Source organism: Enterocloster bolteae (genome assembly GCF_002234575.2).
Taxonomy (GTDB): Bacteria; Bacillota; Clostridia; order Lachnospirales; family Lachnospiraceae; genus Enterocloster; species Enterocloster bolteae.
On record NZ_CP022464.2, the window covers coordinates 2,977,615 to 2,991,678 of the forward strand.

13 protein-coding genes are annotated in these 14,064 nt (G+C 50.8%); 12 read left to right on the forward strand and 1 reads right to left on the reverse strand.

Features of this window, described 5'->3' with window-relative positions:
* The first annotated feature begins 25 nt into the window (after positions 1-25).
* On the forward strand, positions 26-295 hold the full coding sequence (locus tag CGC65_RS13855) for a hypothetical protein (protein WP_002567479.1): 270 nt from the start codon (positions 26-28) through the stop codon (positions 293-295).
* On the forward strand, positions 292-1,623 hold the full coding sequence (locus tag CGC65_RS13860) for a DNA polymerase Y family protein (protein ID WP_002567480.1): 1,332 nt from the start codon (positions 292-294) through the stop codon (positions 1,621-1,623). Before CGC65_RS13855 ends, CGC65_RS13860 begins: the two co-directional genes overlap by 4 nt.
* Here CGC65_RS13860 and CGC65_RS13865 read toward each other — a convergent pair.
* Positions 1,590-2,501: an AraC family transcriptional regulator gene (locus tag CGC65_RS13865; RefSeq protein WP_002567481.1), complete on the reverse strand. Its 912-nt coding sequence runs from the start codon at positions 2,499-2,501 to the stop codon at positions 1,590-1,592. The genes CGC65_RS13860 and CGC65_RS13865 overlap by 34 nt on opposite strands.
* 225 nt (positions 2,502-2,726) lie before the next feature.
* Between CGC65_RS13865 and CGC65_RS13870 the strand changes: the two genes are divergently transcribed.
* The 10 genes from CGC65_RS13870 (at position 2,727) to lepB (ending at position 14,054) form a co-directional block, all read left to right on the forward strand.
* The gene (locus CGC65_RS13870; protein ID WP_002567482.1) at positions 2,727-3,101 is read left to right on the forward strand and encodes a helix-turn-helix domain-containing protein; all 375 of its coding nucleotides are present in this window, start codon (positions 2,727-2,729) and stop codon (positions 3,099-3,101) included.
* Positions 3,102-3,297: 196 nt separating this feature from the next.
* Positions 3,298-3,498 (forward strand): helix-turn-helix transcriptional regulator, encoded by a 201-nt coding sequence (locus CGC65_RS13875; RefSeq protein WP_002567483.1) that lies wholly within the window; start codon positions 3,298-3,300, stop codon positions 3,496-3,498.
* A 43-nt stretch (positions 3,499-3,541) separates the two neighbouring features.
* On the forward strand, positions 3,542-4,003 hold the full coding sequence (locus CGC65_RS13880) for a DUF6773 family protein (RefSeq protein ID WP_002567484.1): 462 nt from the start codon (positions 3,542-3,544) through the stop codon (positions 4,001-4,003).
* Positions 4,004-4,122: 119 nt separating this feature from the next.
* Positions 4,123-5,865, forward strand: a complete 1,743-nt coding sequence (gene yfcC, locus CGC65_RS13885; RefSeq protein ID WP_002567485.1) for a putative basic amino acid antiporter YfcC — start codon at positions 4,123-4,125, stop codon at positions 5,863-5,865.
* Between the two features lie 221 nt (positions 5,866-6,086).
* Positions 6,087-7,595, forward strand: a complete 1,509-nt coding sequence (miaB, locus tag CGC65_RS13890; RefSeq protein ID WP_002567486.1) for a tRNA (N6-isopentenyl adenosine(37)-C2)-methylthiotransferase MiaB — start codon at positions 6,087-6,089, stop codon at positions 7,593-7,595.
* Between the two features lie 103 nt (positions 7,596-7,698).
* Complete coding sequence (mutS, locus tag CGC65_RS13895; RefSeq protein ID WP_007037329.1) at positions 7,699-10,344, forward strand: DNA mismatch repair protein MutS; 2,646 nt, start codon at positions 7,699-7,701, stop codon at positions 10,342-10,344.
* On the forward strand, positions 10,341-11,258 hold the full coding sequence (gene trmD, locus CGC65_RS13900) for a tRNA (guanosine(37)-N1)-methyltransferase TrmD (RefSeq protein ID WP_002567488.1): 918 nt from the start codon (positions 10,341-10,343) through the stop codon (positions 11,256-11,258). The genes mutS and trmD overlap by 4 nt, the downstream gene beginning before the upstream one ends.
* Before the next feature lie 335 nt (positions 11,259-11,593).
* Positions 11,594-12,871, forward strand: a complete 1,278-nt coding sequence (locus CGC65_RS13905) for an HlyC/CorC family transporter (RefSeq protein WP_002567489.1) — start codon at positions 11,594-11,596, stop codon at positions 12,869-12,871.
* Between the two features lie 173 nt (positions 12,872-13,044).
* On the forward strand, positions 13,045-13,392 hold the full coding sequence (gene rplS / locus CGC65_RS13910) for a 50S ribosomal protein L19 (RefSeq protein WP_002567490.1): 348 nt from the start codon (positions 13,045-13,047) through the stop codon (positions 13,390-13,392).
* Between the two features lie 110 nt (positions 13,393-13,502).
* A complete protein-coding gene (lepB, locus tag CGC65_RS13915) occupies positions 13,503-14,054 on the forward strand; it encodes a signal peptidase I (RefSeq protein WP_002567491.1) in 552 nt (183 codons plus the stop codon).
* Positions 14,055-14,064: the final 10 nt, after the last annotated feature.

Consider the following 14,064-nt stretch of genomic DNA (forward strand, 5'->3'; position numbering starts at 1 on the left):
ATATTGGAACCAGGAGGTGAAAGCAGTGGCGGCTTTAAATATACCCATACAGATGTTTGGCGCCTGCAGCACCCTGGGAGATATGACGCCCCTCTGGTTCCGGTATGAGAATAAGGAGCACGGAATCATCACGGTGAAGATTGAGAGCATTGTCTCTTCCAGGGAAGAGAAGTTTTGCGGCATGGAGCATATCAGCTTTGTGTGCTGGGCCGTGGCAGAGGGCCAGAGACGTCTTATTGAGCTGAGATACCGCATATCTACCCATAAGTGGTCATTTTTCAGGACACTGTCATGAGAAGCCAAAAAGATCAGGTATGGTACCATGTGGATGTGAACAGCGCCTATTTAAGCTGGACAGCCGCATACAGGGTCTGTATCCTGGGGGAGGATTTGGATCTGCGGGACCTTCCCTCTGTCATCGGAGGAAGCGAGGCAGAACGGCATGGCATTGTGCTGGCGAAATCCTCCTCTGCCAAAGGGTATGGAATCAGGACAGGGGAAACACTGGCAGAGGCCAGATGCAAATGTCCGGGGCTTGTAATCGTACCTCCGGACTACAGCCTGTATGTGAGCTGCTCCAGCGCTCTTGTGGAGCTGCTTAAGAAGTATTTTCCCTATGTTCACCAGTACAGTATAGATGAGGCGTTCTGCCAGGTGGAGGGCACAATGGGATTATGGGGAACGCACACAGCGTTTGCGCACCAGCTGAAGGAAGAAATACGCCGGGAGCTGGGTTTTACCGTGAACATCGGTGTGTCGGACAGCAAGCTGCTGGCCAAGATGGCTTCTGAATTCCAAAAGCCGGACCAGGTCCACACCCTGTTTACCTGGGAGATAGAGAGGAAGATGTGGCCGCTGCCTGTAAATGAACTGTTCTGGGTGGGGCCGGCCACGGTGAGAAAGCTGAGGGCGCTGGGAATAAGGACCATAGGGGCTCTGGCTGCCTCGGATTTGGAACTGTTAAAAAGGCATCTAAAAAAACAGGGGGAGTTTATCTGGAATTATGCCAATGGAAGGGATGTGTCTCCATTTTTGAGAGAGCTTCCGCAGAATAAGGGGTACGGCAATTCTATGACCACGCCGTCAGATGTGACGGATCGGGAGACGGCAGAACAGGTCATATTATCCCTTACGGAAACCGTGTGCGCCAGGCTGCGGGCTGACAGCATGGAAGCTGCCTGCGTGGGTATTTCCATCACGGACAGGGAATTTCGCCATGGATCCGGTCAGACCACCCTGATTTCGGCTACAGATACCACCCTGGAAATCTATGAGGCGGCCCGGAGCCTGTTTGACCGCCTGTGGAATCATTCTCCCATCCGCCAGATGGGGGTCCATACAAGCAAGGTCAGCCCAAAAGGCCATTATCAGTATCAGCTTTTTGACAGGGGACTCCATGATAAATACGCCAGGCTGGACACGGCTGTGGATGAGATAAGAAAACGGTATGGGGAGGACTGCGTGCAGAGGGCTGTTTTTGTGGGGAACCGGATTCCCCACATGTCGGGCGGCATTGACAAGGTGAAACGGACCGGAGTCACCAAGGCCGTGCAGAGGCCCGGGCCGGGCAGCGGTGCGGGAGACCGGAATCACGGCAGCGGGGAGGACCGGGTTTTCCGGTAGCTTCTCGGAGAGCAGCCCTTTATCTTGTGGAACACCTTGGAGAAGTAATTGGGGTCGGTGAAGCCGGCCCTTATGGCTGTCTCGGTCATGGTCAGTTTTCCCTCCAGCACATCGGGAATACTCTTTTCAATGCGGTATTTTAGCAGGTATTCAAACAGGGATTCCTTCATGTAACCCTTAAAGACCCGGCAGCACTCGCTTTTGCAGATATGGATGTGGCGGGAAATATCATCCAGGGTGATATCAGACTGATAGTTTTCATGGATGAAGGAGAGCATCTGACGAATCCGTTCCTGGTTCTTCCTGCCCGCCGTATGTGCCGGTTCCCGGTCAGGGCGGCAGTGAAGGTATAAAAGCTTCCAGAAACGGAACAGGTCCATCTGGATGTCCATTTCATAGGTATCATAGCGCAGGCTGTCGATGCGTATAATATCCTCCAGAAGCCCGACCGCTTCCCCGTGCCATTCCTGCGACAGGTCGAAGCAGACAGCCGGCAGGGCGGCGTTTTCCATCAGAGGGTCCGTATACCGGCTGGCAATCCGGCTTCCCTGGTAGCCGTACAGCAGTCTGGGGTGGAAGGTAATGGAGATGTACCTGCAGTCACGGCCGTTTTCCATGCGCCCGGTGTGCATGGTATTGGAGTTGCCGAAGAGCGCCTGTCCGGCCCTGGGATAAAAGATCTGGTCATTAATTTGATATACCATAGTCCCCTCTGTGATGAGGGTAAGCTCGATTTCCGTATGCCAGTGCCACTGGAAGGAGCTGGTGTAGAACCTGGACAGGGCCTCGTCGCTGACAAGGACGGGAAATTCATAGGTCCCGTGCTCCTTTAGCTCTTCCTGGTGTTCGTTGGTGATGATTTGGATTTTAGAAGGCATGGCCGCGGACTCCTTTTGCGTATGTTCCGGTTTTGGAACGTTTTTTAAAGTATCTGTTCTGTTTAATCTCAATATTGTCTGGTTATATCCCATGAATTATAACATTTTTGAATAAAAAACTCAATATATTCCCTTTTCTGCGCATGATTTTCAAGGATAAATCCCATTGTTTTTTTATAATAGAAATCAGAAGAAATCAAAAAAACAGGAAAAGAGGAGATTGCTTTGGAGAGAAGATGCAGGACAGCAAAGAGCCAATATCTGAATCGTGTGATAACCTATATGAGGGATCATCTGCAGGAGAATCTGACACTGACCCGGATTGCAAGGGAAGCAGGGCTGTCGGAGAGCTATCTCAACGCGGTTTTTAAAGAATGTGTCAAGTGTGCGCCAATGGATTACTACATCAACATGAAGATGGAACAGGCCTGCTATCTTCTCTGCAATACAGACATGCATATATACCAGGTGGCCCAGTATTTGGGATATGACAATCAATATTATTTTTCACGGGCATTTAAGAAGGTACTGGGTGTGCCTCCTAAGAAGTACAAGGAAATGCCAAGGATACCGTCAGCTCCCATGCAGGTTTCCTGCTGAGAACAAGAAAATATAATAAACAAAATGCAATATATACTTTACATTTAGAACGATATAATTTATAATATGTAATATAAGACGGAGGCCGAAGGAATTGCGAAGGAATTGCAATCCGAGTAAAAGGCCGAACGGCCCGAGAAAATGCTAATAAAATGCTGCTGATGCATTTAAACGCGATGCCTGTAAGGAGGGAGGGATGGCAGTGAAAAACCTGAAAATGAAAGCAGCCAGGGCCGGTATGGATTTATCCCAGGAAGAACTGGCTGAGCTGGTAGGGGTGACCCGCCAGACCATTGGGATGATAGAGGCGGGGAAGTACAACCCTACGCTGAATCTTTGCCTGGCAATCTGCAAGGCGCTTCACAAGACACTGGATGAGCTGTTCTGGGAGGAATAGCAGGAGATATGGAAGTCAGAGGAAAAGGAAGGAGAATTCTGATATGATGGACGAGAGAACAACACAGGTAAGAAATAAAATAATGAGTGAGATGGCCATGCTTATGTATCTGTTTGTGGCGGCGGCATTTGCGGTTAAGGTTCTGCTGATGGGAAAAGGAATCCGGGACTGCGTGGTTGAATATGTCATATTGATTCTGGCCCCCCTGTATCAGTATGTCAGAGCAAGGCAGCTGAAGTTCAGCCTGTACCGGCCGGGATACGGCAGCCAGCAACATCGTGTCAGGCGCAATCTTGTCTCCGTGGCAGTGGGCGCACTGGTATTCATCCTGGTTTTCTGGAGAACCTCGAAAACAGGAACCTTGGATGCCAAAGAGGCGGTCCCGGGGGTGCTGACCTTTGTCGTGGTATTCCTGCTCACAAGAGTGGTGATAGTAAGGATTGAAAAGAAGCGGGCAGACAGACTGGAACAGGAATATGGGGATGACGGGGAAGAGCAGGAATAGATATACGAAATTTATATTGTTAATTTTCAAGCGTTAGGGTAAAATGGAAGGGCATGTCAGACAGGCCGCATGTATACAGGGCGGCCTTAAAATTTATATCATAAGGAGAGATATGAACCATGCCATTTAACAAGAAAAAGAATACCGGTACCCCAAAGCGGGATTATACAAAGATGAAGACACCCCATACGTATGCAATTATATTTGCTGCCATATTCCTGTGCTGGCTGCTGACATTTTTGGTTCCGGCGGGGAAATTCAGCACCCACAAGGTAGAATATACGGATTCCAACGGTGCGGTAAAGACCAAGACCGTGCTGATGGCGGACACGTTCCGCTACAGCTACCGTCTGGACCGGGAAGCGGTGAAGGATAACCTGACAGCCATGAGCGGGGATGAAGCGCTGATGGAATCCCTGGGTGTTGACCCCGCAGAGCTGGATGCGTTTCTTGAAACAGATTCTTCTGAGTGGACCCAGGAGGATTTGGATGAACTGGGGCTGACAGATGATGTGCTGTACGGACAGTACGGCGAATCCATCTATGATACCAGCCAGAAGCTTCATAAGACGGCAAAGGTGTGGGGCACAGAGGATTTCGGCGGTTTTGGCTTCCTCAACTATGTGTTCGAGGGACTGGTGACAGGGGACCGTTCCGGCTCCGCAGTTGGAATCTGCGCCTTGATTCTGGTGGTGGGAGGTTCCTTTGGAATTATCATGAAGACAGGGGCCATTGATGCGGGCATTTACGCCTTCATCAAAAAGACAAAGGGCTTGGAGCGTCTGGCTCTGCCGCTGTTATTTATCCTGTTTTCCCTGGGAGGCGCCACCTTTGGAATGGCAGAAGAGTGCATTCCCTTTTCCATGATTATGGTGCCCTTTGTGATTGCGCTGGGCTATGATTCCATTGTGGCCATCACTGTTACCTATGTGGCGTCCCAGGTGGGCAATGCAGTTTCATGGATGAGTCCCTTTTCTGTGGCGGTGGCCCAGGGCATAGCGGGAATCCCGGTTCTGTCCGGCGCCGGCTTCCGTCTGGCCATGTGGGTGATTGTGACTCTGCTTTCCGCAGGATACATGATGATTTACGCTGAAAAGATACGTAAGAACCCGGCCCACTCCGTTGTCTATGAGAGTGATGCCTATTTCAGGGGAAGAATGGACTCTGTATCGGAGGAGAGGGAATTCAGTCTGGGCCATAAGCTGATTCTTCTGGAGATGCTGGCTGTCCTGGTTTGGATTATCTGGGGTGTTACCCAGGAAGGGTATTATATTCCGGAAATCGCCTCCCAGTTCTTTGTGATGGGATTTGCGGCCGGTGTGACCGCGGTCATTTTTAAGCTCAATGATATGACGGTCAACGGTATGGCGTCCGCCTTCCAGAGCGGTGTGGCTGACCTGGCTGGAACCGCGGTTGTGGTAGGTATGGCCAAAGGAATTCTTCTGGTGCTGGGCGGCTCCGATGCAAATGTGGCGTCCACGCTGAATACGATTTTGTATACCATTGGAAATGCGCTTGCAGGAGTGCCTTCGTTTATCGGAGCGCTGTTTATGTACCTGTTCCAGAGCTGTTTCAATCTGATTGTGACCTCCAACTCCGGACAGGCCGCCCTGACCATGCCCATCATGGCGCCCCTTGCGGACCTGGTAGGCGTCACACGTCAGGTAGCAGTACTGGCTTTCCAGATGGGAGCCGGATTTGTGGATGCGTTCACACCGGTTTCCGCCAGTCTGATCGGCGTCCTGGGTGTTGCCAGGATTGACTGGGGAAAATGGGCAAAATTCCAGATTAAGATGCAGGCATTTTTCTTCCTTATGGGAACCGTTGCCATAGCAATCGCCATAGCGGTTAACCTGCAGTAAGCTGGTATTTTGTCAAGATATTTAAAACGGGATGTTTTGCAGCCATGCTTGAATACCCGGTTGACTTCCCAACCATTTTAAAGTAAAATTCATACTGTTAATCGCAATTGGCTGGACCGTGCAAAAGGCCCGGCCTGCTATGCGTTTCGGGAAAGAAAGCAATATCCGAACAGAACTATTTAAATATAGAAGCTAAATTATAGAAGCTAAGGAGCAGATAAATGGAAGAATCCAGAGATACCATTGACAACATAAAAAATGCAGAAACAGCCATAAACCAGGACCCCCCTGCTGCGGAGCCGGAGCGTCAGCAGTACTTCATGGAGCGGGCGAAGGGACAGCTGGCCGAACTTTCCCGCAGGCTGGGACGTCCCCTTACCTGCTGCATCAACACCTTTGGGTGCCAGATGAATGCCAGGGATTCGGAGAAGCTTCTGGGGATTTTGGAGACAATCGGCTACCAGGCTGTAGAATCAGAGAAAGCGGATTTTGTGCTCTTTAATACATGTACGGTGCGGGAAAATGCCAATCTTCGGGTTTACGGCCGCCTGGGACAGCTGGGGGCCTATAAGAAGACGCATCCTGACATGATGATAGCCCTGTGCGGCTGCATGATGCAGGAAGAGGAAGTAGTGGAGAAAATCAGGAAAAGCTACCGTTATGTGGATTTGATTTTCGGAACCCACAATATCTTCAAGCTGGCGGAACTGGTATCCCTGTGCCTGGAGCGGCGGACCCAGGGCGGACAGAAGCAGGGAAAAACGAAGATGGTTGTGGATGTATGGAAGGATACGGACCAGATCGTAGAGGATTTGCCGGTGGAGCGCAAGTTCCCTTTCAAGTCGGGAGTCAATATTATGTTTGGCTGCAATAATTTCTGCAGCTACTGCATTGTACCCTATGTAAGAGGAAGGGAGCGCAGCCGCAGGCCGGAAGAAATCATTAAGGAAATACAGAAGCTGGCAGCGGACGGAGTGGTGGAAATCATGCTCCTTGGACAAAATGTAAATTCCTATGGAAAGAACCTGGACAATCCCATGACCTTTGCGCAGCTTTTGGAGGAAGTGGAGAAGATAGACGGAATTGAGCGGATCCGTTTTATGACATCCCATCCAAAGGACCTGTCCGACGAACTCATAGAGGTCATGGCCAGGTCTGAAAAGATATGCCGTCATCTGCACCTTCCCCTCCAGTCCGGCAGCAGCCGGATACTGAAGGTTATGAACCGGCGCTATACCAAGGAGCAGTATCTGGATTTGGCGGAGCGGATTAAAAAGGCAGTGCCTGGCATCTCACTGACAACGGATATCATTGTGGGATTTCCGGGCGAGACAGATGAGGACTTTGAGGAGACCATGGATGTGGTGAGAAGGGTGGGGTTTGACAGCGCCTTTACCTTCATCTACTCCAAGCGTACCGGCACACCGGCGGCAGCCATGGAAGATCAGGTGCCGGAGGCAATTGTGAAGGAGCGGTTTGACAGGCTTTTAAAGGAAGTACAGGATATCTCGGCAGAGGTGTGTGGACGGGATGTCAGGACAGTCCAGGAGGTCCTGGTGGAAGAGGTGAACGACCATGCGCCGGGGCTTATGACAGGCCGCCTGTCCAACAATACAGTGGTACACTTCCCGGGAGATGCATCCATGATTGGAAGGCTGGTGCCGGTGTATCTGCAGGAGAGCAAGGGCTTTTATTATATGGGACATATAGCTGATAAGGAAAATGAATAGAACCAGACAAACAATAACCGGCAAATTAAGATAAAACAAGAATAAACAAGCATACTAGAGAAGAGAGGTCAGCATTTTGATAGATTTGTCACAATTATCTCCCATGATGCAGCATTATATGGAGACAAAGAAGGAGTACCCGGACTGTGTCCTGTTTTACCGTCTGGGAGATTTCTATGAGATGTTTTTCGATGATGCCCTGACAGTATCAAAGGAACTGGAGATAACCCTTACAGGAAAGGACTGCGGTCTTTCTGAGCGGGCACCTATGTGCGGGGTGCCGTTTCACGCATTGGATTCCTACCTGTACCGCCTGGTCCAGAAGGGATATAAGGTCGCTATAGCAGAGCAGATGGAGGATCCCAGGCAGGCCAAGGGCCTGGTGAAGCGTGAGGTAATCCGGGTGGTGACTCCGGGAACCATAACCAGCTCCCAGGTGCTGGATGAGACAAAGAACAATTACCTGATGGGAATTGTATATATGGATGGAATCTACGGAATATCCACCGCGGATATCAGTACCGGGGATTTCATGGTGACTGAGGTGGATTCGGACCGGGAACTGTTTGACGAAATCAACAAATTTTCCCCGTCTGAGATTATCTGCAACAATGCCTTTTACATGTCGGGCGTGGATATGGACGAGCTGAAAAACCGCTATCAGGTGGTTATTTCTGCCCTGGACAGCCGCTTTTTCGGTGAGGAATCCTGCCGCCGTATCCTGATGGAGCATTTTAAGGTGGGAGCCCTGGTGGGACTGGGGCTGGAGGACTATGCCACAGGCATCATTGCCGCCGGCGCCGTGATGCAGTATATCTATGAGACCCAGAAGAGCACCCTGGAGCACATTACCACCATCACCCCCTATTCTACCGGACAGTACATGGTTATTGACACATCCACCAGAAGGAACCTGGAGCTGGTGGAGACCATGCGGGAAAAACAGAAGAGAGGCACCCTGCTGTGGGTTCTGGACAAGACAAAGACAGCCATGGGAGCCAGGCTGCTTCGCGCCTGCATCGAACAGCCGCTGATTCACAGAGACGAAATCATCAAGCGCCAGAACGCGGTGGAAGAGCTGAACATGAACTATATCTCCCGGGAAGAGATATGCGAGTACTTAAATCCCATCTATGACCTGGAGCGTCTGATAGGGCGAATCAGCTATAAGACAGCCAATCCAAGGGACCTGATTGCCTTCAGAAGCTCTCTGGAAATGCTTCCCTATATCAAACGGATACTGGGAGAGTTTAACAGCGAACTTCTGGCAGAGCTGGGCCGGGAGCTGGATCCCCTTCAGGATATCTTCCAGCTTATAGGGGATGCCATTGTGGAGGAGCCGCCCATTACGGTCAGGGAAGGCGGCATCATAAAGGACGGCTACAACCAGGAGGCGGACAAGCTGCGCCATGCCAAGACAGAGGGTAAGAACTGGCTGGCGGAGCTGGAGGCAAAGGAAAAAGAAAAGACAGGCATTAAGACCCTGAAGGTGAAATTCAACAAGGTATTCGGTTACTATTTTGAGGTGACCAACTCCTTCAAGGACCAGGTGCCGGATTACTATATCCGCAAGCAGACCCTGACCAACGCGGAGCGGTTTACCACCGATGAATTAAAGCAGCTGGAAGACATCATCATGGGCGCGGAGGAAAAGCTGGTGTCCCTGGAGTATGACCTGTTCTGCGAGGTCAGGGACAAAATCGGGGCAGAGGTCATCCGCATTCAAAAGACGGCCAAGTCCATAGCTGGAATCGACGTATTCTGTTCCCTGTCCGTGGTGGCAACCCGGCGCAACTATGTGAAGCCCTCCATCAACGACAAGGGCGTGATTCAGATTAAGAACGGCCGCCATCCCGTGGTGGAGCAGATGATGCGGGACGACATGTTTGTGGCCAACGACACCTTTCTGGACAATGGAAAGAACCGGCTGTCCGTTATCACAGGCCCCAACATGGCGGGTAAATCCACGTACATGCGCCAGGTGGCCCTGATTGTACTTATGGCCCAGCTGGGCAGTTTTGTGCCGGCCCAGGAGGCTGATATCGGCATATGCGACCGTATTTTCACCAGGGTGGGGGCTTCCGACGATCTGGCCAGTGGACAGAGCACTTTCATGGTGGAAATGACAGAGGTGGCCAACATCCTGCGCAATGCCACCAGAAACAGTCTTCTGGTACTGGATGAAATCGGAAGGGGAACCAGCACCTTTGACGGATTGTCCATTGCCTGGGCTGTAATAGAACACATAAGCAATTCCAAGCTATTGGGAGCCAAGACACTGTTTGCCACCCATTACCATGAACTGACAGAGCTGGAAGGCACCATAGCAGGGGTGAAAAATTATTGTATAGCGGTAAAGGAGCAGGGAGACGACATCGTATTCCTGCGCAAGATTGTCCGAGGCGGTGCAGATAAGAGCTACGGCATCCAGGTTGCAAAGCTGGCCGGCGTGCCGGATTCCGTTATAGCCAGGGCAAAAGAAATCGCGGAAGAATTAAGCGATGCGGACATCACGGCCAGGGCAAAGGAAATTGCGGAAATCAGTTCCAACATAACCCAGCACAAGGCGGTGCCGAAGCCGGATGAGGTGGACCTGCAGCAGCTGTCCTTCTTTGATACGGTAAAGGATGACGATATCATACGTGAGCTGGACAGTCTGGAGCTGTCCACCATGACGCCTCTTGATGCTATGAACACCCTGTACCGCCTTCAGACAAAGCTTAAGAACCGCTGGAAGGAGACCGGATGAATTTTCACATACTGACACTGTTCCCCGACATGGTTATGGGAGGACTGGGAACCAGCATAACGGGGCGGGCCATGGAGAGCAAGACCATATCTGTGGAAGCCATTGACATCAGGGATTATTCAAAGGATAAGCACAGACATGTGGACGACGCCCCTTACGGCGGCGGCGCAGGCATGGTTATGCAGCCGGGGCCTGTGTGCGAGGCTTACGAGGCCCTGTGCGGGCGCATCGGCAGGAAGCCCAGGCTTATCTATATGACGCCCCAGGGCAGGGTATTTAACCAAACCATAGCGGAGGAGCTGGCAAAGGAGGAGGATCTGGTCTTTCTCTGCGGGCATTACGAAGGAATCGACGAGCGTGCCCTGGAGCTGATTGCCACGGATTATCTTTCCGTGGGAGATTATGTCCTCACAGGCGGGGAACTTCCCGCCATGGTTATGATTGACTGTATCTCCCGTCTGGTGCCCGGGGTTCTGAACAACGACGCCTCGGCTGAGGAAGAATCCTTCCATGACAGCCTGTTAGAATACCCCCAATACACCCGTCCCGAGGTATTCCGCGGGATGGAAGTCCCGGAGGTGCTTTTAAGCGGCCACCATAAAAATATTGAGGAGTGGCGCAGGCAGCAATCCATAAAACGCACTCTGGAGCGCCGCCCGGACCTGCTGGAACATGCCGCCCTGACCATGAAGGAGGTAAAATACCTGGATTCCCTCCGCCGGGAAAAAGGCGACCTGGAAATCCTGGAGGAGCTTATAGACCAGTATGTAAAATCCCTGAACGATGAGGCCTCTGCCGGCCGCACCAAACGAAAGGCAATGGCTGCGGCAAAGAAATTGCTGGCTGAGAAGACTTGTACGGTTGGGGAGCTGCAAGGGTACTTTAAAGTGATGGGGATGCTTGCGGGGGGATGATGGGCGGAGGGGGAGGTGTTTCCGCCCCCGTTCCTCTCACTCCACAACGTATCTCCCCACCAGCCGCATATTTTCCCCGCTTCGCGCAGATGAGAGCCGCAGGCTTAAGATACGGGCAGCCTAACAATGTCAATCCCCTCCCGCTGCTTTTCCTCGATACCCCCTTTTTTTCTCTCCCCTGCCCCCACCCCGCGAATCCTTCCATATTGACAATCCCCCAATAATATTGTACAATTCTCTGAAACTATCCACATAAATACACACATTACAGGCCACGGCCCATACGTTCCGGGCTTTTGGGACTGTAAAATATGAAATAATAGGAGTTGATTTTTTTGGACCCATCGGGTGACAGTATTGCCATACGTGTCGTTATCATTATCATTTTACTGGGACTTTCCGCTTTTTTCTCGTCTTCGGAGACTGCCCTCACAACCGTCAATAAAATCCGTATCAGGACATTGGCAGAAGGGGGGAGCAAGTCTGCGCAGTGGGTGATGAAGCTGTCTGAGAATCAGGGAAAGATGCTCAGTGCCATATTAATCGGCAACAATGTGGTGAATCTTTCGGCCTCATCCATGCTTACCGTGCTGGTGACGGAAATATTTGGAAATAAAGCCGCTGGAGCCGCGACCGGCGTACTGACGCTTTTAATTTTGATTTTTGGTGAGATAACACCTAAAACAATGGCAACCCTGGATGCGGAGCGGTATTCCCTGCGGGTAGGCCATATGATTCATATTCTGATGACTGTGCTGACCCCTCTGATTGTCCTTATTAACTGGATGTCGCTGATTGTCCTCAAGGTTCTCCATGTGGACCCTGATAAGAGGAATGACGACATTACGGAGGACGAGCTCAGGACCATTGTGGACGTGGGCCATGAAAAGGGTGTTATTGAGTCGGAAGAACGTGAGATGATCAACAATGTGTTTGACCTGGGAGACTCCGTGGCAAAGGATGTCATGGTGCCCAGAATCGACATGGTGTTTGTTGACATAGAGGCTGATTATGATGATCTGATTCAGATATTCAGAGAGGAGCATTATACCAGGCTTCCGGTCTATAAGGAAACAACGGACAATGTGGTGGGCATCATCAATATTAAGGACCTGCTGCTGGTGGAGGACAAGGCGTCCTTCTGCGTGTCGGATTACCTGCGCCAGCCTTTTTATACCTTTGAATCTAAAAAGCTATCCGAGCTGATGATGGAGATTAAGAAGTCTCCCAACAATATCATCATTGTTCTGGATGAGTACGGCGCCACGGCAGGTCTGATTACCCTGGAGGATATCCTGGAAGAAATCGTGGGCGATATACGCGATGAGTATGACGAGGATGAGGAAGAGGAGCTGATGGATCTGGGAGACGGCCAGTATCTGGTGGAAGGTTCCATGAAGCTGGATGACCTCAATGACATCCTGGATTTGGAACTGTCTTCTGAGGACTATGATTCTGTGGGGGGGCTTGTGATTGACCGCCTGGAACATCTGCCTTCCCAGGGCGAAGAGGTGGTGTGCGGCAATGTGCGCCTGGTAGTGGAACAGGTGGAAAAGAACCGTATTGACAAGGTTCATCTGTACATCCTTCCCGGAGAAAAAGAAGAGGAATAGAACCAAGGCGAAATCAAGGCGAAACAGCTCATAAAATGCTTGCATTTTGGGACAATATATGCTAGAATAAGTCGTTGTGACAAGAAATAGATGGTCCTCTGTTACTGTGAGTGGTGAATCTGATTTACTGCCGGCGTATTAAGAACATCCAATAGATGAAGGAGGTTCACACGATGAACGATATTATTAAGAACATTGAAGCAGCCCAGTTGAAGGAAAGCGTACCCAGCTTTAACGTTGGCGATACCGTTAAGGTATACAACAAGATTAAAGAGGGTAACCGCGAGAGAATCCAGATTTTCGAGGGAACTGTCATTAAGAGACAGAACGGCGGAGCCAGAGAGACCTTTACCGTAAGGAAGAACTCCAATGGTATCGGCGTTGAGAAGACCTGGCCATTACATTCCCCAAGCGTTGACAACGTAGAGGTTGTACGTAAGGGTAAAGTAAGAAGAGCGAAGCTGAACTACTTAAGAGACAGGGTTGGTAAGGCTGCCAAGGTTAAAGAATTAGTTAAATAATCAGGTAGTGGAAGTGAGAATAGAGTTTGCAGATGCAAACTCTATTTTGTTAAGCAGGCGGCATACCCGTAAGCAGTCCGGGAAATGCCTTAAAAGATAGGTGTGGGTACATGGATTTTTATGTGAATGAGGATACGGCGTGGCTGAGAAAAGCAGTCCGCTGGACGGTCAATGTGGTGTTGGTCCTGGCCAGTGCCTGGTTCCTGGTCTACGGTTTCTGTACTCAGGTGCCTGTGTCAGGCGGTTCCATGCAGCCGGTTTTAGATGCGGACGATGTGGTCCTGGTGAACCGCCTGATTTATGATGTGGGAAAGCCAGAACGGTTTGACATCGTGGTATTTGAGCGCGAGGACCACAAGAAGAATGTGAAGCGGATCATCGGTCTGCCTGGTGAGACCGTGCAGATTAAGGGCGGCTATATATTCATTGACGGCGAGCTTTTAAACGCGGAGGACGGCCTGGAACAGGTGTCCCTGGCAGGAAGGGCGGACACTCCCATTAAGCTGGAGGACAATGAGTATTTTCTCCTGGGAGATAACAGGGACAGCAGTGAGGACAGCCGGTTCCCCAACATTGGAAATGTAAAAAGAGAGCAGATACAGGGCAAGGTCTGGTTCAGGATATTTCCCCTTCTGAAACTGGACTTCATCCATTCAAGATAGAACAGGAGTT

Coding starts and splice junctions, on each gene's coding strand:
- CGC65_RS13860 (WP_002567480.1), top strand. CDS start 292: ATGAGAAGCCAAAAAGATCAGGTATGGTACCATGTGGATGTGAACAGC.
- CGC65_RS13865 (WP_002567481.1), bottom strand. CDS start 2,501: ATGCCTTCTAAAATCCAAATCATCACCAACGAACACCAGGAAGAGCTA.
- CGC65_RS13875 (WP_002567483.1), top strand. CDS start 3,298: ATGGCAGTGAAAAACCTGAAAATGAAAGCAGCCAGGGCCGGTATGGAT.
- CGC65_RS13880 (WP_002567484.1), top strand. CDS start 3,542: ATGATGGACGAGAGAACAACACAGGTAAGAAATAAAATAATGAGTGAG.
- yfcC (WP_002567485.1), top strand. CDS start 4,123: ATGCCATTTAACAAGAAAAAGAATACCGGTACCCCAAAGCGGGATTAT.
- miaB (WP_002567486.1), top strand. CDS start 6,087: ATGGAAGAATCCAGAGATACCATTGACAACATAAAAAATGCAGAAACA.
- mutS (WP_007037329.1), top strand. CDS start 7,699: ATGATGCAGCATTATATGGAGACAAAGAAGGAGTACCCGGACTGTGTC.
- trmD (WP_002567488.1), top strand. CDS start 10,341: ATGAATTTTCACATACTGACACTGTTCCCCGACATGGTTATGGGAGGA.
- rplS (WP_002567490.1), top strand. CDS start 13,045: ATGAACGATATTATTAAGAACATTGAAGCAGCCCAGTTGAAGGAAAGC.
- lepB (WP_002567491.1), top strand. CDS start 13,503: ATGGATTTTTATGTGAATGAGGATACGGCGTGGCTGAGAAAAGCAGTC.